Annotated in this window: 22 protein-coding genes; 7 read left to right on the top strand and 15 right to left on the bottom strand. The window is 59.1% G+C overall.

All coding sequences use genetic code 11. From position 1 onward, the window contains the following. Window positions 1–42 precede the first annotated feature (42 nt). The 5 genes from ugpQ to ugpB are packed head-to-tail and all read right to left on the bottom strand — an operon-like array spanning window position 43 to window position 4,968. Window positions 43–792 (bottom strand): glycerophosphodiester phosphodiesterase, encoded by a 750-nt coding sequence (gene ugpQ / locus FJU30_RS16345; RefSeq protein ID WP_150436095.1) that lies wholly within the window; start codon window positions 790–792, stop codon window positions 43–45. After that, window positions 792–1,865, bottom strand: coding sequence for a sn-glycerol-3-phosphate import ATP-binding protein UgpC (locus FJU30_RS16340; RefSeq protein WP_150436045.1), 1,074 nt, complete (start codon window positions 1,863–1,865; stop codon window positions 792–794). The genes ugpQ and FJU30_RS16340 overlap by 1 nt, the downstream gene beginning before the upstream one ends. Window positions 1,866–1,868: 3 nt before the next feature. Beyond that, the gene (gene ugpE / locus FJU30_RS16335) at window positions 1,869–2,714 is read right to left on the bottom strand and encodes a sn-glycerol-3-phosphate ABC transporter permease UgpE (RefSeq protein ID WP_150436044.1); all 846 of its coding nucleotides are present in this window, start codon (window positions 2,712–2,714) and stop codon (window positions 1,869–1,871) included. Next, window positions 2,711–3,598 carry a sn-glycerol-3-phosphate ABC transporter permease UgpA gene (ugpA, locus tag FJU30_RS16330; RefSeq protein WP_150436043.1) on the bottom strand — a complete coding sequence of 296 codons (888 nt, stop codon included), beginning with the start codon at window positions 3,596–3,598 and terminating at the stop codon, window positions 2,711–2,713. The genes ugpE and ugpA overlap by 4 nt, the downstream gene beginning before the upstream one ends. Before the next feature lie 50 nt (window positions 3,599–3,648). Then, window positions 3,649–4,968 (bottom strand): sn-glycerol-3-phosphate ABC transporter substrate-binding protein UgpB, encoded by a 1,320-nt coding sequence (gene ugpB, locus FJU30_RS16325; protein ID WP_150436042.1) that lies wholly within the window; start codon window positions 4,966–4,968, stop codon window positions 3,649–3,651. Between the two features lie 230 nt (window positions 4,969–5,198). Here ugpB and FJU30_RS16320 point away from each other — a divergent pair, with 230 nt between their 5' ends. Next, entirely contained in the window at window positions 5,199–5,558 is a 360-nt protein-coding gene (locus FJU30_RS16320; protein WP_150436041.1) for a hypothetical protein, read from the top strand. Window positions 5,559–5,699: 141 nt separating this feature from the next. Here FJU30_RS16320 and ygbI read toward each other — a convergent pair whose 3' ends face one another. Then, window positions 5,700–6,461 (bottom strand): DNA-binding transcriptional repressor YgbI, encoded by a 762-nt coding sequence (ygbI, locus tag FJU30_RS16315; RefSeq protein ID WP_150436040.1) that lies wholly within the window; start codon window positions 6,459–6,461, stop codon window positions 5,700–5,702. A gap of 316 nt (window positions 6,462–6,777) precedes the next feature. Here ygbI and ltnD point away from each other — a divergent pair, with 316 nt between their 5' ends. From ltnD to FJU30_RS16285, 6 genes are all read left to right on the top strand, one after another. After that, on the top strand, window positions 6,778–7,692 hold the full coding sequence (ltnD, locus tag FJU30_RS16310; RefSeq protein ID WP_150436039.1) for an L-threonate dehydrogenase: 915 nt from the start codon (window positions 6,778–6,780) through the stop codon (window positions 7,690–7,692). Next, the gene (gene otnK / locus FJU30_RS16305) at window positions 7,689–8,957 is read left to right on the top strand and encodes a 3-oxo-tetronate kinase (RefSeq protein WP_150436038.1); all 1,269 of its coding nucleotides are present in this window, start codon (window positions 7,689–7,691) and stop codon (window positions 8,955–8,957) included. The genes ltnD and otnK overlap by 4 nt, the downstream gene beginning before the upstream one ends. After that, window positions 8,957–9,580, top strand: coding sequence for a 3-oxo-tetronate 4-phosphate decarboxylase (gene otnC / locus FJU30_RS16300; protein WP_150436037.1), 624 nt, complete (start codon window positions 8,957–8,959; stop codon window positions 9,578–9,580). The genes otnK and otnC overlap by 1 nt, the downstream gene beginning before the upstream one ends. Window positions 9,581–9,582: 2 nt before the next feature. Beyond that, on the top strand, window positions 9,583–10,371 hold the full coding sequence (gene otnI, locus FJU30_RS16295) for a 2-oxo-tetronate isomerase (RefSeq protein WP_150436036.1): 789 nt from the start codon (window positions 9,583–9,585) through the stop codon (window positions 10,369–10,371). Between the two features lie 169 nt (window positions 10,372–10,540). Further along, a complete protein-coding gene (locus tag FJU30_RS16290) occupies window positions 10,541–11,899 on the top strand; it encodes a GntP family transporter (RefSeq protein WP_150436035.1) in 1,359 nt (452 codons plus the stop codon). A 399-nt stretch (window positions 11,900–12,298) separates the two neighbouring features. After that, window positions 12,299–13,981 (top strand): methyl-accepting chemotaxis protein, encoded by a 1,683-nt coding sequence (locus FJU30_RS16285; protein ID WP_150436034.1) that lies wholly within the window; start codon window positions 12,299–12,301, stop codon window positions 13,979–13,981. 111 nt (window positions 13,982–14,092) lie between these two features. Here the strand turns inward: FJU30_RS16285 and livF are convergent, their stop codons facing one another. The 9 genes from livF to ftsY all read right to left on the bottom strand — a co-directional run. Continuing rightward, a complete protein-coding gene (gene livF, locus FJU30_RS16280) occupies window positions 14,093–14,794 on the bottom strand; it encodes a high-affinity branched-chain amino acid ABC transporter ATP-binding protein LivF (RefSeq protein WP_150436033.1) in 702 nt (233 codons plus the stop codon). A 4-nt stretch (window positions 14,795–14,798) separates the two neighbouring features. Beyond that, window positions 14,799–15,569, bottom strand: a complete 771-nt coding sequence (livG, locus tag FJU30_RS16275; RefSeq protein WP_150436032.1) for a high-affinity branched-chain amino acid ABC transporter ATP-binding protein LivG — start codon at window positions 15,567–15,569, stop codon at window positions 14,799–14,801. Continuing rightward, window positions 15,566–16,840, bottom strand: coding sequence for a high-affinity branched-chain amino acid ABC transporter permease LivM (locus tag FJU30_RS16270; protein ID WP_150436031.1), 1,275 nt, complete (start codon window positions 16,838–16,840; stop codon window positions 15,566–15,568). Before FJU30_RS16270 ends, livG begins: the two co-directional genes overlap by 4 nt. Further along, entirely contained in the window at window positions 16,837–17,763 is a 927-nt protein-coding gene (gene livH, locus FJU30_RS16265; protein ID WP_150436030.1) for a high-affinity branched-chain amino acid ABC transporter permease LivH, read from the bottom strand. The genes FJU30_RS16270 and livH overlap by 4 nt, the downstream gene beginning before the upstream one ends. Before the next feature lie 73 nt (window positions 17,764–17,836). Beyond that, on the bottom strand, window positions 17,837–18,949 hold the full coding sequence (locus FJU30_RS16260; protein ID WP_150436029.1) for a branched-chain amino acid ABC transporter substrate-binding protein: 1,113 nt from the start codon (window positions 18,947–18,949) through the stop codon (window positions 17,837–17,839). A 756-nt stretch (window positions 18,950–19,705) separates the two neighbouring features. Beyond that, on the bottom strand, window positions 19,706–20,563 hold the full coding sequence (rpoH, locus tag FJU30_RS16255; RefSeq protein WP_150436028.1) for an RNA polymerase sigma factor RpoH: 858 nt from the start codon (window positions 20,561–20,563) through the stop codon (window positions 19,706–19,708). A 299-nt stretch (window positions 20,564–20,862) separates the two neighbouring features. Further along, entirely contained in the window at window positions 20,863–21,819 is a 957-nt protein-coding gene (ftsX, locus tag FJU30_RS16250; RefSeq protein WP_150436027.1) for a permease-like cell division protein FtsX, read from the bottom strand. Continuing rightward, on the bottom strand, window positions 21,809–22,480 hold the full coding sequence (gene ftsE, locus FJU30_RS16245; protein ID WP_150436026.1) for a cell division ATP-binding protein FtsE: 672 nt from the start codon (window positions 22,478–22,480) through the stop codon (window positions 21,809–21,811). The genes ftsX and ftsE overlap by 11 nt, the downstream gene beginning before the upstream one ends. Window positions 22,481–22,484: 4 nt before the next feature. Beyond that, window positions 22,485–23,573: signal recognition particle-docking protein FtsY (gene ftsY / locus FJU30_RS16240; protein WP_223881615.1), on the bottom strand; the 1,089-nt coding region annotated here is incomplete at its 5' end.

Here is a 23,573-nt window from a genome sequence, read left to right as displayed (position 1 = left end):
TAATAAACCGGCACCACGCCATAATCAGCTTACGGGCGCATCTCAGCCGGCCGCAAAATCCGCCCCGATTAAATCTATCCGGTCGGTGCAGATACAGTCAACGCCCCATGTCAGTAATGTGCGCGCCCGCTCAGGTTGATTGACGGTGTACACCAAAATGCGCAGCCCGGCCGCCTTCAGCTGCGCCACCCGTTCGGCGTTCAGCAGACGGTGGTTCAGATGGAGCGACACGCAGCCCAGCGCCTGAGTCAACGGCTGCCAGTCGGCGCGCCATGCGTCCAGCAACAACCCGCGCGGCAGCGCGGGAACCGCCTGCTGCGCCGCGGCCAGCGCGTCGACCGAAAACGACGAAAGCAGCGGCGCCACCGGCCGCCCCTGCCACAGCGCGCGCGCCGCCAGCGCGGTCGCCGTGCCCGTCACGCTCTCCGCGCCGGTGGTCGGCTTAATTTCGATATTGGCCGCCATGCCATAGCGCGCGCAGCGCGCGGCCACCTGCTCCAGTCGCGCCAGCGGTTCGCCGCGAAACGGCTCGCCGAACCAACTGCCGGCGTCCAGCGTGGCCAGCTGGCTCCACGGCAGATCGCCGGCAATACCGCGACCGTTGCTGGTGCGCTCAAGGGTGTCGTCATGCAGCAGAAAAAGCTGCCCGTCGCGCGATAGCTTAACGTCGAACTCAATCATTTTATGGCCGTAACGCGCCCCGGTATCAATGGCGGCCAGCGTGTTTTCCGGCGCCAGCGCGCCGCCGCCGCGGTGCGCGACGATGGCCGGGTAAGGCCAGCGAGTCATCATCATTCCATCCGTAATCCGCTCTGCGAATCAAAAAAGTGCCACGCTCCGGCGGGCAGATGCAGTCCCAAAACCGAACCTATCGCCGGACAGTGCTCATGCGACAGGCGCACAATCACATTGTGCCGCCCCCAGCGTCCGTGCGCCAGATTATCGGCGCCCAGCAGCTCGAGCGTATCCACGACCAGCGTCGGTCCGGCCTGCGGATCGGTCGTGGTGACAATATGTTCCGGCCGGATGCCCAGCGTCACGTCGCGTCCGCCCCATTGCGGTTTTGCCGCGGGCAGCGGCAGCGATAACTGGTCGTTCAGTATTAGCGTGCGGCCGCTGGCGTCAAGCCTGCCCGGCCACAGGTTCATCGCCGGCGAGCCAATAAAGCTGGCGACGAACAGCGAGGCCGGGCGCTGATAGATTTGCGCCGGCTCGCCGATCTGTTCGGCCACGCCCTTGTTCATCACTATCACCCGCTGGGCCAGCGTCATGGCTTCCACCTGATCGTGCGTCACATACAGGCTGGTGGTATTCAGCCGGCGGTGCAGTTGCTGCAGTTCTAGCCGCATCTGGACGCGCAGCCTGGCGTCCAGATTGGATAACGGCTCGTCGAACAGGAATACCGCCGGTTCGCGCACGATGGCGCGTCCCATCGCGACACGCTGGCGCTGGCCGCCGGACAGTTCGCGCGGTTTGCGCTGCAGCAGCGCGCCCAGTTCGAGAATTTGCGCTACCTCTTCCACCTGCTTGCGGATCTGCGCCTTACCGAAACCACGGAGCTTCAGCCCGTAGGCCATATTATCGTATACGCTCATGTGGGGATAAAGCGCATAGTTCTGGAACACCATGGCGATGCCGCGATCTTTCGGTTCCAGATTGGTCACGCGCCGGTCATCAATATAAATATCGCCGCTGGTCACCCGTTCAAGTCCGGCAACCATACGCAACAGCGTCGATTTGCCGCAGCCGGACGGCCCGACCATCACCACGAATTCGCCGTCCGCGATATCCAGATCGAACGGCTGAATAATGCGCTGTTTACCGTCATAGGATTTGGTGACGGCCTGAAATTTTAGCCCTGCCATAATTTATTTCTCACTTTCCACCAGGCCGCGTACGAACCAGCGCTGCATCAACAAAACGACCAGCAGCGGCGGCAGCATGGTCATCAACATGGCGGCCATCACCTGATTCCACATCGTGGTGCCCTCGCTGCTGACGATCATGCCGCGAATACCCGCCACCGCGGTGCCGAGATCGACGTCGTTGATAATCAACAGCGGCCACAAATACTGGTTCCAGCCATAGATAAAGGTAATCACGAACAGCGCCGCCAGATTGGTCTTCGAAAGCGGCAGCAGAATATCGCGCAGAAAACGGATGGGGCCGGCACCGTCGATACGCGCCGCCTCCAGCAGTTCCGCCGGCAGGGTCATAAAAAACTGCCGGAACAGAAAGGTGGCCGTGGCCGACGCCATCAACGGCAGAGTCAACCCGGAGTAGCTGTCCAGCATATCGAGCCGGGCGATCACGTCTACCGTCGGAAAGATACGCACCTCCACCGGCAGCATCAGCGTCAGGAAGATCAGCCAGAACACCAGATTGCGCAGCGGAAAACGGAAATAAACGATGGCGTAGGCGGAAAGCAGCGAAACGCCAATCTTACCGACGGTGATGGTCAACGCCATAATGAAACTGTTGAGCAGCATCAGGCTGAACGGTGCGCTGTTTCTTCCCATCCCGTGCCGCCAGATGGTGCTCAGGTTGTCCCACAGATGACCGCCGGGGATCAGCGTCATCGGCACCTGGAAGATCTGCTGGTCGTCCAGCGTGGCGGCCACAAAGGCGACGTACAAGGGGAACAACACCGTCAGTACGCCCGCCAGCAGCATCAGATGGCTGAAAATATCCAGCCCGCGACGATTCTCAATCATTGATAGCGTACCTTGCGTTCAACAAAGCGGAACTGAATCACGGTAAGACCGATCACCAGCAGCATCAGCACGACCGACTGAGCGGCCGAACTGGCCAGATCCAGACCGGCGAACCCTTCGCGGTAAATCTTGTAGATCAGCGTGGTCGTGGATTGCACCGGCCCGCCGGCCGTCGCCGCGTCGATAATCGGAAAGGTGTCGAAAAAGGCGTACACCAGATTAACCACCAGCAGGAAAAAGCTCACCGGCGAAATCAGCGGCAAGACCAGGTTGAAGAAACGACGCACCGGACCGGCGCCGTCGATCGCCGCCGCTTCGATCAGCGAGCGGGGAATAGACTGCAGCGCCGCCAGAAAAAACAGAAAGTTATAGCTGACCTGCTGCCAGACCGCAGCCAGAACCACCAGAAACATCGCCTGTCCGCTGTGCTGCGCGTGGTTCCAGTTATAACCCAGCCGCACCAGGAAATGGCTGATCAGCCCCATGCCCGGGCTGAATAAAAACATCCACAGCACGGCGGCCACCGCCGGCGCCACCGCGTAGGGCAGGATCAGCAGCGTCTGATACAGGCGGCTAAAGCGCAGGACATAGTCCACCAGCGCCGCCAGAAACAAAGAAATTAACAGGCCGCAGCCTGCCACCAGAAAACTGAAAATCAGCGTGGTGGAAAATGAGGCGAGGTAATACTCATCATGAAAAAGCTGAACGAAATTGACCAGACCGACAAACTGGCTGGACAAACCGAAGGGGTCGACGCTCTGTACCGAGTACCACAGGGCGGCGCCCGCCGGCCAGATGAAGAAAATAAGCGTAATCAACACCTGCGGCAACACCAGCAGCCAGGGCAGCCAGCGGTTGTGAAAGACAGTGTGTGAAGGGGTCATGCGTGAAATCGTCCGACAAGACGGGCCGGATCCCTCCGGCCCGCAGAGGGTTAGCGAACAGACTGCTCGAAGCGGCGCAGCAGGGCGTTGCCGCGGGCAACCGCCTGATCCAGCGCCTGTTGCGGCGTTTTCTTGCCGGACCAGACGCCTTCCAGTTCCTCATCCACCACTGTGCGGATCTGCAACATATTGCCGAGACGCAGGCCTTTGGTGTAGGGCAGCGGCGGCTTATTCAGCATCTGACGAATGGCGATATCCGTGCCGGGGTTTTTGTCATAAAAGCCCTGTTGGCGGGTCAGATCATAAGCGGCGCTGGTGATCGGCAGATAGCCGGTTTTCTGATGCCACTCGGCGGCGATTTCCGGTCGCGAGAGGAACTGCATAAATTGCGCCACGCCTTTGTAGATGGCCTCGTCCTTGCCGCCCATCACCCACAGGCTGGCGCCGCCGATACTGGCGTTCTGCGGCGCGTCTTTTACGTCCGCATCGTAAGGTATCATGCCGACGCCGAAGTTGAATTTGGCGTACTGGCGGATATCGGCCAGCGAACCGGAAGAGGCGGTCGTGATGGCGCAGTCGCCGTTATAGAATTTGGCGGTCGATTCATCCTTGCGGCCGAAATAGGTGAAATCCCCTTTCTTATTCATGTCGGCCAGCAGCTGAATATGTTTCACCTGCGTCGGTTTATTGAATTCCAGCACCGCATCCGTGCCGTCGAAGCCGTTATTCTTCGTGGCGAACGGCAGCGCATGCCAGGCGCTGAAGTTTTCCAGCTGGATCCAGCCCTGCCAGCCGCTGGCGTAACCGCACGTCATGCCGGCGGCGCGCAGCTTCGCGCTGTATTCGGCCAGTTGTTGCCAGGTTGCCGGCGGCTGCTCGGGATCCAGACCCGCCTTCTTAAACGCATCCTTGTTGTAATACAGCACCGGGGTGGAGCTGTTGAAGGGCTGGGACAACAGGTGCCCGCTCTTGGCATCGGTGTAATAACCGGAAACGGTGGGAACGAAGATCGACTCATCGAAAGGAATACCGGCATCGGCAAAGACCTGCCAGACCGGTTTGATCGCCTTGCTGGCCATCATAGTGGCGGTGCCGACTTCATAGACCTGTAAAATCGCCGGCGCTTTGCCTGAGCGGTAAGCGGCAATGCCGGCCGCCAGACTCTGTTCATAGTTGCCTTTGTAGACCGGCACCACTTTAACGTCGCTGTTCGATTGGTTAAAACGCTGCGCCAGCGAATCGACCGTTTTACCCAGTTCCCCCTCCATGGAATGCCAGAATGGGATTTCCGTCACCGCCTGCGCCTGTACGCTGCATCCAAGCGCCAGCGCCGCGCACAGCGCCGTTTTACCAATTGAACGATTCAACATGCCAGTCTCCTGAACCCGATGAATACGTCTGCACTCGCAGACGCGTTGCTATTCGGGAAGTAACATGGCACGACGACATGACAGAGAAATAACCAAAAAATGACATAAAAATGACAGCATTACTTAATTGTTGCCTGGCGATACGGGAAGCCGGCAATATAAAGCGCGCCGTCCGGCATCGGCCGTCGGGGTGCTTTGGCAAGTAATTAACGCATAGAAAAGGGGAAATAATGCAATCGTTCGGTAAATGTTTAGCCATCGCGCTAAGTCTGGGTCTGTCATCTCAGCTGATGGCAAGTGAGCCGCAATGGCTGGAAGGGACATTCGTTAATCAGGATAAAACGTCATTAGCCAAAGAACTCGCCTTTTGCCCGGCGGGGAAAGCCTCGTTTAGCGGTATCCGGGCGGCCTATGTCATTGAAGGAAAAGATAACGAAAGGATCATCACTCTTTATTCAAACGGTGCATTTAAGCTGAAGGTCGCGCAAAACGGCGATGAATTGCTGCCGGCCGATGACTTCACCAAACAATGGCTGACGGAAACCAGTCTTAAACGCGACCCGAATCAGCAGTATCAATGTAATCAGTAATGCTGGCGGCAGGCGTTATCGTTCAGCCCGCCGCGCCGGTTACGCGTTAAACGAAGGGCGCGCCGGCCGTGGCGTTATCGCGCACGGAATCTTGTTATTTGTCGTGACGCCGCGAACGGCACGGTCACGCCGCGGTCCGTATCAGCGGGCAATATGCAGTTCGATCCCCGTTCTCGCCAGCGCGTCTTTCGCCGCCGCCGGCAATCCCTCGTCCGTAATGATGGTGTCGAACACGTTCAGCGGCGCCGCCAGCCAGGTGGCGATGCGGCCGTATTTCGAACTGTCGCTGAGCAGAATGCGCCGGTGGCTGGCCTCGGTCACTGCGCGCTTTACCGCCACCTTATCTTCGTTGGGCGTGGATAATCCGCGCAGATTCCACGACGAGGCGGAAATAAACGCCAGATCGATATACAGACTGCGCAGGGCGGCGGCGGCGGATTCCCCCACGCAGGAGCGGTTCTCCCGGCACAGCGTGCCGCCGGTGTGGATCATGCGGCACTGGCTGGACTCGATCAAAAAAGCGGCGATGACAAAATCGTTGGTCACCACCAGCAGATCGTCGCGCGCCGTCAGTTGGTGCGCCAGCGCCAGCGTGGTGGTGCCGGCATCCAGATAGATACAGCTATCGCGCGGGATCTGCTGAGCGGCCAGTTGACCAATCGCCGCTTTCTGCTGGCTGAACATCGTCGACTTGTCCTGATGGGACGGTTCAGTCGCCAGCCGCTCCGGCGAGCGCACGCCGCCGGACACCGAGAGCAGGTTCCCCTGCTGTTCCAGTTTCTGAATATCGCGCCGGATGGTCATATGCGACACTCCCAGCCGTTCGGTCAGTTCGCTGATGCTGACGACGCCGCGTTCGGCAACCAGCGCCAGAATTTGTTGATGGCGTTCAACCGGTATCACCCTGCCCTCCCGTTCGTTCCATTGATGATAAATAATGTGACGCAGTGCGCTAAATAAGCACATAGTTATCATATTTTCACGTAATCTCTTCACTGTCTATCGGCAATACGCATTTACTTACCGCATTAATCTCTTTTATAAACAAATAACTAAACTCACCTGACCGACCGATGTACATGAGTGGCCGGCACTCAGCGTAACGATAGCGACGCCTTAATGTTAATTTATGTGACAATAGTCACCGGAGAGACGCGATACCTGGCGTATATTTAACACAACAAAACAAATAATCACTAAAATTAACAAGGAGAACGCTATGCCTCACCCTCAAGCACGTTCTGTCGCGGTCATCGGCCTCGGTTCCATGGGGCTGGGCGCCGCCTTGTCCTGCCTGAAAGCCGGGCTGGACACCTACGGCGTCGATCTTAATCCACAGGCGCTGGAGAAACTGCGCCAGGCTGGCGCTGTCCAGGCGGCGGCGCGCGCGCACGATTTTGCCGACCGGCTGGAAGCCGTACTGCTGCTGGTGGTTAACGCCGCGCAGGTCAACAGCATCCTGTTCGGCGAAGACGGACTAGCCGACCGTTTGCGCCCCGGCACCGCGGTCATGGTCTCTTCCACCATCTCGGCGCAGGATGCGAAAGCGATCGAACGCCAGTTGCTGGCTCACCAATTAGTGATGCTGGACGCGCCGGTTTCCGGCGGCGCGGTTAAAGCGGCGGCGGGCGATATGACCGTGATGGCCTCGGGCCCGGATGAAGCATTCGAAAAATTACAGGCCGTGCTGGATGCCGTGGCGGGCAAGGTTTACCGCATCGGCAGCGAAATAGGCCTGGGCGCCACGGTGAAAATCATCCATCAGTTACTGGCCGGGGTGCACATTGCGGCGGGAGCGGAAGCCATGGCGCTGGCCGCGCGAGCCGGTATTCCGCTGGACACCATGTATGACGTGGTCACCCACGCCGCCGGCAATTCCTGGATGTTTGAAAACCGCATGCGTCACGTAGTCGACGGCGACTATGCGCCAAAATCGGCCGTGGATATCTTCGTCAAAGATCTCGGTCTGGTCACCGACACCGCAAAATCGCTGCACTTCCCGCTGCCGCTGGCTTCCACCGCTTTTAACATGTTTACCGCCGCCAGCAACGCCGGATTCGGCCGCGAAGACGACAGCGCGGTAATCAAGATTTTCAGCGGCATCACCCTGCCGGAAAAACGGGGGGACGCATGATGCGACTCGGAGTCATTGCGGACGACTTTACCGGCGCCACCGACATCGCCAGCTTTCTGGTGGAGAACGGCCTGTCCACCGTTCAGCTCAACGGCGTGCCGCCGGCCGACTATCAGGTCGAAGCCGAAGCGGTGGTCATTAGCCTGAAATCGCGTTCCTGCCCGGCGCCGCAGGCGGTGGCCGACGCGCTCAACGCGCTGGAGTGGCTGAAACGGCGCTCGTGTCGCCAGTTCTATTTCAAATACTGCTCCACCTTCGACAGCACGGCGCAGGGCAATATCGGCCCGGTGACCGACGCGCTGCTGGCGGCGCTGGGCGAAACGCAAACCGTGATCTCGCCAGCGCTGCCGGTCAACGGGCGCACCGTCTATCAGGGCTATCTGTTTGTTATGGACCAGTTGCTGTCGGAGTCCGGTATGCGCCACCATCCCGTCACCCCGATGACCGACAGCAACCTGCTGCGGGTGATGGAGCAACAGGCGCAGGGACGCAGCGGTCTGATCCCGGCGGCGATCATGGATCAGGGCGCCGAAGCGGTAAAACGTCAGCTCAACGCCCTGCGCCGGGACGGCGTACGCTACGCGGTGCTGGATACCCTGCACGAACAGCATCTGCTCACCCAGGGAGAAGCCGTGCGCGATATGAAACTGGTGACCGGCGGCTCCGGGCTGGCCATCGGATTGGCCCGCCAGCTGTCGCAGGGCCGGCCGCCACGGACCGCGCAGGCCGCGGGCGCGCCGCGTGGCGGACCCGCCGTCGTGCTGTCCGGCTCCTGTTCGGTTATGACCAATAAACAGGTGGCGCGCTACCGCCAACAGGCGCCGGGCCAGGCCATCGATGTCGAACGCTGCATGGCGGGAGACGAGGCGCTGGCGGAGTACGCCCGCGCCCTGCGCCAGTGGGTGGAAAGCCAGAGTCAGGGCACGCTGGCGCCGATGATCTATGCCACCTCGGAGCCGGAAACGCTGCGTCAGATCCAGCAAAAATGGGGCGCGGAGGCCAGCAGCCAGGCGGTCGAACAGCTGTTCGCCGCCGTGGCGCGGCACCTGCAGGACGCCGGTTTCCAGCGCTTTATCATCGCCGGCGGCGAAACCTCCAGCATTGTGGTGCAGACGCTGGGGATTCGCGCCTTTCATATCGGTCCGACCATCTCGCCCGGCGTGCCCTGGGTGCGATCGATCGACCATCCGCTATCGCTGGCGTTAAAGTCCGGCAATTTCGGCGATGAAAACTTCTTCGCCCGGGCACAACAGGAGTTTGTTTAATGAGTGAACAGAAAGCACGGGAAGACATGGTCCGCCTGGGGGCGTCTTTTTTTCAGCGCGGCTACGCCACCGGTTCGGCCGGCAATTTGTCGATGCTGCTGGACGATGGCACGCTGCTGGCGACGCCTACCGGTTCCTGCCTCGGCGAACTGGAGGCGGAACGCCTGGCTAAGGTCAACCTGAAGGGCGAATGGATTTCAGGCGATAAGCCATCGAAGGAAGTCAGCTTCCATCTGGCGCTCTATCACAATAATCCTCAGTGCCGGGCGGTTGTACACCTGCACTGCGCCTGGCTCACCGCGCTTTCCTGTCTTGAAGGGCTGGATACCCGCAACGCCATCAAGCCCTTTACCCCCTATGTGGTCATGCGCGTCGGCGAGGTGCCGGTCGTCCCCTACTATCGCCCCGGCGATAAGCGGCTGGGCGAAGATCTGGCTAAGCTGGCGCCTCGTTATAACGCCTTCTTGCTGGCCAATCACGGTCCGGTGGTAGTCGGTAAAGATCTGCGCGCGGCGGCGGACAATATGGAAGAGCTGGAAGAAACCGCCCGCCTGATGTTTATCCTCGGCGATCGGAAAATCCGTTACCTGACCGCGGAAGAAATTGCTGAATTACGGAGCTAACGATGCCTAAATTTGCAGCGAATTTATCCATGATGTTTACCGAACTGCCGTTCCTCGATCGCTTCCAGGCCGCGGCGCAAGCCGGCTTTCAGGCGGTGGAGTATCTGTTCCCCTATGAATATCCGGCGCAGGAGCTGGCGGAAAAACTGCGCCTGCATGGTCTGTCCCAGGTGCTGTTTAATAGCGCGCCGGGCGATGTGCCGGCCGGCGAGTGGGGCTTAACCGCTCTGCCCGGCCGAGAAGAGGAGGCGCGGCGCGATATCCGCCAGGCGCTGGAGTATGCGCTGGCGCTGGATTGCCCGTCGGTGCATATCATGGCGGGCGTGGTGCCGGCCGGCGCCGACCGCGCCGACTATCAGCGGACGTTTATCGATAACCTGCGCTATGCCGCGCAACTGTTCGCCCCGCACAACGTCAATATCATGATCGAAGCGCTCAGCCCCGGCGTAAAGCCCGGCTATCTGTTCGCCAGCCAGCACCAGGCGCTGGAACTGGCTAACCTGATCGATCGGCCCAACGTCTATGTTCAGCTCGACTTTTTTCACGCGCAAATCGTGGATGGCAATCTGACCCGGCTTATCCACGACCTGCGCGGCCGCTATGGTCATATACAGATTGCCTCGGTTCCGGCTCGCCATGAACCGGATGAAGGCGAGATTAACTATCCATTTCTGTTCGATGAGCTGGATCGGGTGAATTACAGCGGCTGGATTGGCTGCGAGTATAACCCCCGCGGCGACACGCTGGAGGGGCTGGGCTGGCTACAGCCCTGGCTGAACGCGCGCCGCTAACCGCGGCGCGCCCCGTTCACGCGATTAACCTGCAACACATCCCATAGCCCCGGCCAACGGGGCTATGGCCGGCTTTACTTTAAAAAACATAAAGATAAAGCCTGCGGACTCGCATAACCGACAACCAGCTTATTGATAAATAATCTTTTCTCGCTCTGAGGATGAAATAATGACAACACCTCTGCTCCTGAGCATCGCGATAGCCGGCGTTTTATTGCTGCTGTGGCTGGTGATTAAAATGAAAGTCCAGCCGTTTATTGCCCTGTTGATTGTCAGCCTGCTGGTGGCGCTGGCGACCGGTATTCCTACCGGCGAGATCATGAAGGTCGTAACCTCGGGCATGGGCGGAATTCTCGGCTCCGTGACTATTATTATCGGCGTGGGCGCCATGCTGGGCAGGATGATCGAAATCTCCGGCGGCGCGGAGTCGCTGGCCCGCAGCTTTACCCGCCTGATGGGGCCGCGCCTGATGATCGCGGCGCTGACGATCGCCGCTTTTATCCTCGGGATTCCCGTTTTCTTCGACGTCGGCTTTATTATTCTGGCGCCGATTATTTATGGCTTCGCCAAAGTCGCCAACGTCTCGCCCATCAAATTTGGTCTGCCGGTCGCCGGCGTAATGCTCACCGTGCACGTCGCGCTGCCGCCTCACCCGGGACCGGTCGCCGCCGCCGGTTTACTGAATGCCGATATCGGCTGGCTGACGATGATAGGTCTGGTCATTTGTATCCCGGTCGGCATCTTTGCTTACTGGGTCGCTAAAATGCTTAACCGCCGCCAGTATGCGCTGTCGGTGGAGGTGCTGGAACAACTGCAGATGGCGAAACCAGAGGATACGGCGAATACCGGGTCGTCCTCGTCCGCTCCTTCCGCCGGTCTGATCGCCGCGCTGATCGTCATCCCGATCGCCGTCATTATGCTCGGCACCGTCTCGGCTACCGTGCTGCCCGCCGGCCACAGCGTGCGTGAAGTCATGTCGCTGGTCGGCTCGCCGGCGGTCGCGCTGCTGCTTGCCCTGGCGCTGGCCTTCTGGCTGATTGCCTTACGCCGCGGCTGGACGCTGGAAAAAGCCAGCGGCGTGATGGGCGACGCCATGCCGGCCGCCGCCATGGTCATCATGGTCACGGGCGCAGGCGGCGTCTTCGGCAAAGTGCTGGTGGAGTCAGGTATCGGCAAGGCGCTGGCCGAAACGCTGACCACCATCCATCTGCCGCTGATCCCGGCGGCCTTCATCCTGTCGCTGGCGCTGCGCGCCTCGCAGGGATCGGCGACCGTGGCCATTCTGACCACCTGCGGGCTGCTGACCGATGCGGTTAGCGGGTTGAATAACATTCAGCTGGTGCTGGTGACGCTGTCGGCCTGCTTCGGCGGTCTGGGGCTGTCGCACGTTAACGATTCGGGCTTCTGGATTGTGACCAAATACCTCGGGCTGTCGGTCGCGGACGGATTAAAAACCTGGACCGTGCTGACCACGCTGGCAGGGCTATGCGGATTCCTGATCACCTGGGCCGTCTGGCTGGCGATCTGACCGATCGCGCGGGGTCCGACTGCGCATCGGGCTCCGCTGGCCGGCACGCGCCTGGCGAGGCGTACGCCGGCTTTATTTCCAAATGATAGGATTTACCACTTAAATATGAATAACTGATCCATGCATTCTATTAATAGCCTGTTATCCGACCTGTTTTGCCTACTTATCTGACAATAGATTGTTCACCTCCCCTCCTATACTAATCGCCACGTCATTTACCTCCCTTAATGAGCCCCCTCAACAGGGGATAAAGCGTGAACCGTCGGTAATTGCTTTCGGCTGCGGCGCACTCTTCTCCATCAATCCCGGCCTTAATTCATCTGGATTAAATAAAGCAATCACCATAGAGAACACCCGATTATGCCGTTAGCCGGGTGTCAATTAACGCCAGGAAAAACGATGAATATGTTTAAGAACATGAAGCTGGGAACGATGCTCGGTTCGGGTTTCGCATTACTGATTTTGATTGGTTTTCTCGTCGCGGCGTTTGGTCGCGTACAGTTGACCCATCTGGGCGATGACATTCAGCTTTTATCCAAAGTCCGTATCAACAACCTGTTGATGATGCAGGAAGTGAAAGATAATGTGAACACCGTCGCCCGCGCGATCCGCGATCTGCTTTTGCTGGATGATCCCGCCGCCATGGAAACGGAAAAACAGAAGATTGAAGCGTTGCTGCAGCAAAATACCCAATTGTTAAGCAAAATCCAGGCAGGCACCGTCTCGCCCGAAGCGCAGGCGCGCACGGAAAAGCTGGTTCGGATGCGAATCCCCTACAACAACATCCTGCTGAAAACCATCGCCTACGGTCAGAGCGGGCAGAACAATGAAGCGCGCCACATGTTGTTCGGCGATCTGCGCCAGGCCCAGGATGAAGTATTCAAAGCGCTGGATGATATGGTGGCGCTGCAGGAAACGCTGACCGTGGAAACGGCCAACGCCTCGGTAAACCGGGCCGGCTCGGCCGGGATCCTGATGCTGATTATCGCGGCCTGCGCCGCGCTGCTCGGCGCGCTGGTCGCCTGGGGGATTACCCGCCGCGTTAAGTCTCAGTTGGGCGGCGAACCCAGCTACGCGGCCGAAATCGCCCGCTACGTGGCGCAGGGCAATCTGGCCGTGCCGGTAGCATTGCGCCGCGGCGACACCAGCAGCGTACTGTCGGCTATGAGCGCCATGCGCGACAGTTTGCGCGATATGGTGACGCAGGTGCACCAGAGCAGCGAATCCATCGCCACCGGAGCGAATCAGATCGCCATGGGCAACGCCGATCTCAGCCAGAGGACGGAAGAACAGGCCTCCAACCTGCAGCAGACCGCCGCCTCAATGGAGCAGATGAGCACCACCATCCGGCAGAATGCCGACAGCGTGCGCGCTGCCTCGCAGTTGGCTAACTCGGCCAGCGATACCGCCACCAAAGGCGGCGACGTGGTCAACAACGTGGTGCACACCATGGAAGAGATCACCAGCAGCTCACGCAAAATCGGCGATATCATCGGCGTTATCGACGGCATCGCCTTCCAGACCAATATCCTGGCGCTCAACGCCGCGGTGGAAGCCGCGCGCGCCGGCGAACAGGGGCGCGGCTTCGCCGTCGTGGCCGGCGAGGTGCGTTCGCTGGCGCAGCGCTCCGCTTCCGCCGCCAAAGAAATCAAAGAGCTGATTGGCGAGAGCGTGGAGAAAGTGGAGACCGGTTCACATCAGGTTAACGAAGCCGGCAGCACCATGGATGAAATCGTCGGCCAGGTCCGTCGCGTTGCCGATCTGCTGCGCGAAATCGGCGTAACCACCGATGAACAGTCGCAGGGCATTTCTCAGGTGAACGACGCGGTGAATCAGCTGGATGAGGTCACGCAGCAGAACGCCGCGCTGGTGGAACAGTCGGCCACCGCGGCGGATAGCCTGAGCGATCAGGCGCGCCGTCTGGTGGAGCTGATGGGCGCCTTCCGTTTGCACGACGGCGAGCCCCGGAGTGAAGCCCCCAGGAGCGACGCCGGCGCGCCGGCCTCACGCCTGGCGCAGCCGCTCACGTTGCCTTCGGGCGGCGCATCCGGCAAACGTCAACAAGACTGGGAGTCTTTCTGAACGGATAATTGCCTGACGCCGGACGACAACGCGGCTGTCCGGTAAACATCGCCTGCGCGGAGCCTGGCTGACCAGGCTCCGCTTCTTTCCCGGCCTGGCCGGCCGTTGCCGTTACCCGCCCAGATAAGCGGAACGCACCGCCTCATTGGCCAGCAGCGCCTCGCCGGTATCCTCCAGCACGATATGACCATTTTCCAGCACATAACCGCGATCGGCCAGCTTCAGCGCCTGATTGGCGTTTTGCTCGACCAGGAAGATCGTCATGCCCTCTTCGCGCAGCTGCGCGATAGTATCGAAAATCTGCAGGATAATGATCGGCGCCAGCCCCAGCGAAGGCTCATCCAGCAGCAGCAAACGCGGCTGGCTCATCAGCGCGCGGCCAATGGCCAGCATTTGCTGTTCGCCGCCGGACATGGTGCCGGAGCGCTGAGCCCGCCGTTCATACAGGCGAGGAAACAGTTCGTAAACCCGCTCAATGCGCTGCTGATACTGCTGGCGTTCGGCGAAAAAGCCGCCCATGGCGAGGTTCTCTTCCACCGTCATGCGGGAGAAGACCCGACGACCTTCCGGCACAATCGCGATAGCTTCCCTCATGATGCGCGCGGTCGGCCAGTCGCTGATTTCCCGACCGTCGAAAATAATCGAGCCTTCCGTGGCGCGCGGTTCGCCGCACAGCGTGCCCAGCAGCGTGGTTTTTCCGGCCCCGTTGGCGCCGATCAGGGTAACGATCTCGCCCTGATTAATATGCAGGCTGACCTGATGCAGCGCCTGAATCTTGCCGTAATGGGCAGAAACCTGGTTTAATGACAGCATAACGTTATCCTTCACCCAAATACGCACGGATCACATCCGGGTTATTACGAATTTCAGCCGGCGTGCCCTGCGCCAGCGGCGTTCCCTGGTTCACCACATAGATACGATCGGAAATCCCCATCACCAGTTTCATATCGTGCTCAATCAACAGCACAGAAACCTTGTGCTGACCGCGCAGTTCAACGATCAGATGATTGAGCTCATCGGTTTCTTTCGGGTTGAGGCCCGCGGCGGGTTCATCCAGCATCAGCAGTTCGGGACGCGTCACCATACAGCGGGCGATCTCCAGCCGCCGCTGCTGACCATAGGCCAGGTTGCCCGCCTGACGGTTGGCGAATTCCAGCAGTCCGGTGCGCTCCAGCCATAGCGCCGCACGCTCCAGCGCATCCGCTTCCGCCCGGCGAAAGGCGGGCGTTTTCAGCAAACCGGCGAAGACGCCGCTTTTCAGGTGCTGATGCTGCGCCACCAACAGGTTTTCGATCACCGTCATTTCGCGGAACAGGCGCACGTGCTGGAAGGTCCGCACCACGCCCATGCGGGCTATCTGCTGGCCGGACAATTTTTCCAGATGCGCGTCGCGCAGCTGGATGGTGCCGCTGGTCGGGCGATAGAAGCCGGTCAGGCAGTTGAACACCGTGGTTTTACCCGCGCCGTTCGGACCGATCAGCGAAACGATTTCGCCGGCGTAGAGATCCAGCGCCACATTGTTTACCGCCAGCAGGCCGCCGAAGCGCATGGTCAAGCCGTTGACCGATAATAAGGGTTGCCTGTTCATGCCTGTTCCCCCTTATCCACCGCGTTCATCTTCATCTGCACGCGCTGCATCGGCAGCAATCCCTGCGGTCGCCAAATCATCATCAGCACCATCAGCGCGCCCAGCAGCAGCATGCTGTACTCATTCAGATCGCGCATCATCTCGCGCGACACCACCAGCAGCACCGCCGCCAGAATAACCGCGAACTGCGACCCCATACCGCCCAGCACCACGATCGCCAGCACAAAGGCCGACTCGACAAAGGTAAAAGATTCCGGGCTGACGAAACCCTGGCGCGAGGCGAACAGCGTTCCGGCGAAACCGGCGAAAGCCGCGCTAATGGTGAAGGCCGTCAGTTTGATTTTGGTCGGGCTTAACCCCAGAGAACGACAGGCGATTTCGTCTTCGCGCAGCGCCTCCCAGGCGCGGCCGAGCGGCATGCGCAGCAGCCGGTTAATCACGAACAGCGTCACAATGACCAACAGCACCGACACCATGTACAGAAAGATGATGCGATCGCCCGGGTCATATTTCATGCCGAAAAAGTGGTGGAAGGTATCCCAGCCGCCGTCGCGCACGCTGCGGTTGAATTCCAGACCGAACAGGGTCGGTTTAGGAATCTGGCTGATGCCGTTGGGTCCGCCGGTGATTTCGGTATTATTGAGCAGCAAAATACGCACGATCTCGCCGAACCCCAGCGTCACGATCGCCAGATAGTCGCCGCGCAGCCGCAGCACCGGGAAGCCAAGCAGAAAACCGGACAGCGCCGTCGTCAGACCGGCCAGCGGCAGACACTGCCAGAAGCCCAGTCCGTAATAATGATTAAGCAGAGCGTAGGTGTAAGCCCCGATGGCATAAAAACCGCCGTAGCCCAGCACCAGCAGGCCGGACAGCCCGACCACCACGTTCAGGCCGAGCCCCAGCATCACATAGATCAGGGTCAGGGTGGCGATATCCACCGTCCCGCGCGATACCAAAAACGGCCAGGCGATGGCGGCCACAATCAGCGCCGCCGCCAGCAGTTTCTGTTTCGGCGTACTGCCGTCGAAACCCGGCAGCACCAGGGACGGCGCGGAAAATTTTCGCATCCCCTGCTGGAAGAACGGCCGCAGCAACTGGAAGAAAAACACCACCGCGCAGCCGACGCCGATCCAGTACCAGCGAACTTGCGCCGCGCCCTGAACCACCAGCCGCGTGCCGTCCAGATTAAGCTGCATGCCCATCATGAATGCCGACAACACCAGCAGCATGGCGGCGGAAATAACCGCGTTGAGCAGATTGAGCTGTTTCATACCTTCTCAACCTCCGGGCGACCCAGGATGCCGGTCGGCATAACCAGCAGCACGACAATCAGCAGGGCAAAAGACACCACATCTTTGTATTCGGTGCTCAAATAAGCGGAGGTCATCGCTTCGGCCACGCCCAGAATCAGACCGCCGATCATCGCGCCGGGGATACTGCCGATCCCACCCAACACCGCCGCGGTAAAGGCCTTCATCCCGGCCATAAAACCGATATAGGGATTGATAACGCCGTAAAACTGGCCCAGCAGCACGCCGGCCACCGCCGCCATGATCGCGCCGATGACGAAGGTCAGCGAGATGACCCGATCGGTGCTGATGCCCAACAGGCTGGCCATTTTCAAATCTTCGGCGCAGGCACGGCAGGCGCGGCCCATACGGGAATAGCGGATAAACAGCGTCAGGCCCAGCATCGCCAGCACGGTGACAATCCAGATGGTGAGCTGCATCATACTGAGGGTGGCGGCGAAGCCGTTGCTTTCGCCCAAGATCCACTGCCCGCCGATCAGGCTGGGCAACGCCAGATCGCGCGAGCCCTGATTCAGGCTGACATAGTTCTGCAGGAAAATAGACATGCCGATGGCGGAAATCAGCGCGATCAAACGTTTAGAATGACGCACCGGGCGATAGGCGACGCGTTCGATGCTCCAGCCATAGGCGCTGGAAATCAGCACGGCGGCGATAAACGCTACGCCGATCAATAACCAGCCGGCATCGATACCCATCATCATCAGCGCAGCAATCACGATAAAAGAGACATAGCTGCCAATCATATAGACCTCGCCATGGGCGAAGTTAATCATGCCGATGATGCCGTAAACCATGGTGTAGCCAATCGCGATCAGCGCATAGGTGCTGCCCAACGTCAGACCGTTGAACATTTGCTGAACGAAGTAGAGGAACTGCTCGGACATACAATGACCTTTGATTCTGCCTCCGCGGCCTGCTGGCGACGGAGGCATAGATATTCAGGAGTAATGAAGTGAATTACTGAACCGCGCTGGAGGAGCCGTTAGCGTGCCATTCGAATACGCCAAACTCGAACCCTTTCAGGTCGCCCTTCTCATCCCAGCTCAACGGCCCCATCACCGTTTCCACCGGCTTCGCCTTCAGATCTTTCGCCAGTTCGGCCGGATCCATGCTGCCGCTGCGCGTCATAGCGGTGGTCAGCGACTGCAGCGCGGCGTAGGTGGTCCACACGAACGGTCCGCTCGGATCCAATTTCTTCGCTTTCAACGCGTCAACGATCGGCTGGTTGGCCGCGACCTGATCGTAGCGTTTCGGCAGGGTGACCAGCATGCCTTCCGACGCGGCGCCGGCGATGTTGGACAGAGAGGAGTTACCCACGCCTTCCGGCCCCATAAATTTCGCATTCAGACCGGACTGACGCGCCTGGCGCAGGATCTGCCCCATCTCCGGGTAATAACCGCCGAAATAAACAAAGTCGACGTTCTCTTTTTTCAGCCGGGCTACCAGGGTAGAAAAGTCCTTATCTCCCGCGGTCACGCCCTCAAACAGCACCACGTTACTGCCGGCTTTTTTCAGGTTGTCCTGTACCGAGCGGGCCAGACCTTCGCCATATTGCTGACGGTCATGCACCACGGCAATACGCTGCGGTTTGATGGCGCCGAGAATGTAGTGCGCCGCCGTCGGTCCCTGATCGGAGTCCAGACCGGTAGTGCGCAGAATCAGTTCATAACCGCGCGTGGTCAGATCGGCGTTAGTCGCCGCCGGAGTGATCATGATTACGCCTTCGTCTTCATAGATATCGGAGGCGGGCTGGGTGGAAGAGGAGCACAGATGGCCAATAACATAGCGGATGCCGTCGCTGATTACTTTGTTCGCCACGGCCACCGCCTGTTTCGGGTCGCACGCATCGTCATATTCCACGCCGACCAGCTTGTTGCCGTTCACGCCGCCTTTCGCGTTAATATCCGCAATCGCCTGACGCGCGCCGATAAACTCCATATCGCCGTACTGCGCAACCGGCCCGGACATCGCGCCCACCACGGCCACTTTAATATCTTCCGCTGTCGCCGCGTGACTCAACGCCATCGCCATACCGCCAATCAGCAGCAATTTACCTTTACTTAATTTCATTCGGCTTATCCTGTTGGTGATGATTAACGCGTCAGCGACCGTTTCTGACGCGCGCTATTCGGTTTTTTTCCATATGGAATAACAAGTTAGCTAGATTATCCTGCACAAATAATAATAAGGCTTTATTTTTCATATTATTAAACAGGAATTTTATTCTGTAAATCAACTTATACAGACAGAAATAAGCGATGTAAACAGAATAAAACTCTGGTATTTAACAGGGGTTTTTCCGCATCAGGCCAGCAGCTTATGCTGCTTTTACGGCAAAAAAATGGAGGGTTATTCGAAAGATAGCGACGACAAAAAATATTCCGTACTTTCGCTATGGGAAAAGTTATACAACCTTTTAAACACAAAATCGCTACAATATTCTTCTGTTACGTTACCGTCGTCACGAAATACCGCCCATCATTGCTTCCCCGATTGGGCCCGGCGGACAGAATCGCCGCGATCCGGAAAAATATCGCATCAGCATAAAATGTTGACCAGCCTGGTCCGGCGGCCGGAAAATCGGCGGCGGTTTGTGCCGCGGATTTTCCGGCCGCCGCGCCTTTACGCGCGTCGGTAGGGTTCAGCGTCGCGGCAGCGGCGGTCGACGCGCCGCTCGCGGGGATGAATGACGGACATGAAGGGGAGTAAATCAGGCCATCGCGGCGGGCGGCAAACGCCTCAACAAAAACGACCGCTCAGAAACAGCAGATACAACACGGCCGGGACAAGCCCGGCCGTTTCATCATCCTGCATTAACGCGTTGGATTACGCTTCAATCGCCGCTCGCAGCTTTTTCATCGCGTTCTTTTCCAGCTGGCGCACGCGTTCGGCGGAAACGCCGTAGCGATCGGCCAGCTCCTGCAGGGTGGATTTATTGTCATCATCCAGCCAGCGCGCGCGGATAATGTGCTGGCTGCGTTCATCCAGACCTTCCAGCGCATAGGTCAGCTTATCTGCCGCGTGGCTATCCCAGTTGTCCTCTTCAATGCCGTCGGCGAAGTCGGAGGATTTATCCTGCAGGTAAAGCATCGGCGCCATTGCCTGACCATCGTGCCCTTCGTCTTCCGGCGTGGGGTCGAAGGTCATATCCTGCGCGGCCATGCGCGATTCCATTTCGCGCACGTCTTTGCTGGTCACGCCCAGCTCACGCGCCACCAGCTCAACTTCATCCTGGCTAAACCAGCCCAGACGCTGCTTGTTTTTACGCAGATTAAAGAACAGCTTACGCTGCGCCTTAGTGGTCGCGACCTTAACAATACGCCAGTTACGCAGCACGTATTCGTGAATTTCCGCTTTAATCCAGTGCACGGCAAACGACACCAGACGCACACCGACTTCCGGGTTAAAACGACGCACCGCTTTCATCAGGCCGATATTGCCTTCCTGAATCAGATCCGCCTGCGGCAGGCCATAGCCTGCATAGTTACGGGCCACATGAACGACAAAGCGCAGGTGCGACAGGATCAGCTGCTTAGCGGCCTCCAGATCGCCCTCGTAATGCAGCCGTTCAGCCAGCGCCCGCTCTTCCTCTGCCGTCAGCATCGGATAGGCATTGGCGGCACGAATGTACCCTTCCAGACTGCCCTGGGGAACTAAGGTGAAAGTTTGCATATCTTTGGTCATTCAACCCCTCTTATCATGTTCGTTTGTGCGGTACGCCCTTGCCGCAATACCTGCCAACACTAGCACGCTCCGGCCGGTTTGCAACAGAACGACAACACAAAAATAAATAACGTTTCTGTGGATTAAGACCGTGATTTACGCCACAGGTTCCCGTTTTTTCAGCCGCGCGAAACGCGAAAAAAACGCGCCGGACGGAGATAACAGAAGCCAAAAGAACCTCCCGTCTGGGCGCCCGCCGCAAGGGCGCGTTCCCCTGCGAAAATCACTTAAGCACAAGGGAAGATTATAGCAAAAAAACGCTATTGTGGTGTAAAACGGCGTAAATGTTGAACCGTCGCCAGCCACGCGGCCAGCCAGCCAATCATGGCCGAAATCAACAGCAGCAGCAGCGCTTCATCCCAGCTGAGTCCCTGCACCCGGAAGGTGGTGCCGAACACGGCGGCGACCTGCGCCACGACCGATTCCAGTTTCCATACCAGCGCCTGCGACAGCACCAGAGACAGCACCGCGCCCCCCAGTCCGAGCGCCGCGCCGCCGTTCAGAAACGGTCGCAGAATAAAGCCGTCCGTCGCGCCGATCAGTTTCATTACGTTAATGGTTTCGCGCCGGCTAAAGATATTCAGCCGCACGCTGTTGCCGATCACCAGGAAGACGGCCACGATCATCAGGATGCCAATCATAGCCGCGATCTGGCCGACCAGACCGGTCAGCGCCACCAGCCGGGCGAACCAGCTATCGTCCATGCGCACTTCATCCACGCCGGACAGCGCCGCGACCCGGTCGCGCAGCGTGGTTAACGTCTGCTGACTCTGAAAATCCAGCTTTGGCGTAACAATCGCCACCGCCGGCAGCGGATTTTCCTCCAGCATATCCAGCGCGCCGCCAAAGCCGGACCAGTTGCGGAATTCCCCCATCGCCTCATTGCGCGACAGATAATTGACCTTTTCCACCCCGGCTTCGGCCTGGATCTGCTTAATCACGCCTTCCGCGGCGCCATCATCCAGCGATTTATCCAGGTAGACGGTAAGCTGCGGCGTGGGATACCACTGTTCCGCCGCCTGACTGACATTCTTCCACACCATGTAACACACGCTGGGCAGCGTCAGCGAAATCGCAATGACCATAATCGTCAGCAGAGTAGCCAGCGGCTGACGTACGATATCGTCCAGCGCGTTGGTCCAGGCATAGCGCCACTGTTCGCGCCAGCCGCCGCGCAGCGCCTTGCTCTTTTCGACGCGCGCTTTTTTATTCGCCATGATGATGCCCCCGCGCCATGCGCCCCTGATTCAGCGTCAGAATGCGGTAACTGCGGCGGGCAATCAGCCCGGTATCATGAGTCGCCATCAGCACGGTCACGCCCACCCGGTTAAATTCCTCAAATAAACGCAAAATACCTTCCGATAACGCATCGTCCAGGTTGCCGGTCGGCTCATCCGCCAGCAGAACGGACGGTTTATTCACCACCGCGCGGGCGATGCCCACCCGCTGTTGCTCGCCGCCCGACAGCTGAATGGGGAAATTTTTCGCTTTGTCCAGCAGGCCCACCTTATCCAGCGCGGCAGATACGCGGCGCCGAATATCCTCGCTGCTGGCGCCGGCGATAATCAGCGGCATGGCGACGTTATCGTACACGGTGCGGTCCATCAGCAGGTGGTGATCCTGGAAAATCATGCCAATCTGGCGGCGCAGAAACGGAACCTCACGCTTTTTCAGACGGCTGATATTGTGGCCGCCAAACAGAATGTTGCCGGCGCTCGGGCGCTCAATGCCACAAATCAGCTTCAGCAGCGTACTTTTCCCCGCGCCGGAATGGCCAGTCAGGAATGCCATTTCCGCCGGGCGCAGATGAAAATCGACGCCCTGCAAAGCCTGACGCCCGCCCAGATAAGCTTTACTGACCTGTTCAAAGCGAATCATCCGATTAATCCTCTCGGGCAAATAGTGCCTCAATAAAATCTGCAGCCTTAAATGGCCGTAAGTCTTCGATACCTTCGCCAACACCAATATAGCGGATGGGTATGCCAAACTGATCGGCAATAGCGAAAATCACCCCGCCCTTCGCGGTGCCGTCGAGTTTGGTCAGGCTGATGCCGGTAAGCCCGACCGCTTCATTAAACAGGCGCGCCTGGCTGACTGCGTTCTGCCCGGTACTGGCGTCCAGCGTCAGCATCACTTCATGCGGCGCCGCGTCATCCAGCTTGTGCATCACCCGCACAATTTTCTTCAGTTCTTCCATCAGATGCGCTTTGTTCTGCAAACGCCCGGCGGTGTCCGCAATCAGCACATCCACGCCGCGCGCCTTCGCCGCCTGCAGGGCATCAAAAATCACCGAGGCCGAATCCGCGCCGGTATGCTGAGCCACCACCGGCACATTATTGCGCTGGCCCCATACCTGCAGCTGTTCGACCGCCGCCGCGCGGAAGGTGTCGCCGGCCGCCAGCATCACGGATTTACCCTGCGCCTGGAACTGACGCGCCAGCTTGCCGATGGTGGTGGTTTTGCCCACGCCATTGACCCCGACCATCAGGATCACATACGGACTCTTGCCCTCAATGTTGAGCGGCTCATCCACTCTGGCCAGAATCTCCGCCATTTCCTCTTTCAACTTGCCGTACAGCGCTTCGGCATCCCGGAGCTGCTTGCGGCTGACGTGATCTGTCAGGCTGGCGATAATCTTGCGGGTCGTCTCGACCCCGACATCGGCGATCAGCAGCTGTTCTTCCAGCTCTTCAAACAGATCGTCATCGATTTTCTTGCCGCGAAACAATCCGACAAATCCGGAACCCAGATTCTGCCGGGTTTTGACCAGGCTGCGCTTCAGTCGGGCGAAGAAGCCCTCTTTGGTCGGCCGCTCCTGCTCCTGAGCCGCCACGACGCCAGGCCCGGCTTCGGCTTCGGCTTCGGCTTCGGCTTCGGCTTCGGCTTCGGCTTCGGCTTCGGCTTCGGCTTCGGCTTCGGCTTCGGCTTCGGCTTCGGCTTCGGCTTCGGCTTCGGCTTCGGCTTCGGCTTC

The sequence above is a fragment of the Affinibrenneria salicis genome (genome assembly GCF_008710095.1).
Note: the sequence above shows the minus strand (reverse complement) of the source record. Positions and strands in the feature narration are given on the sequence as shown.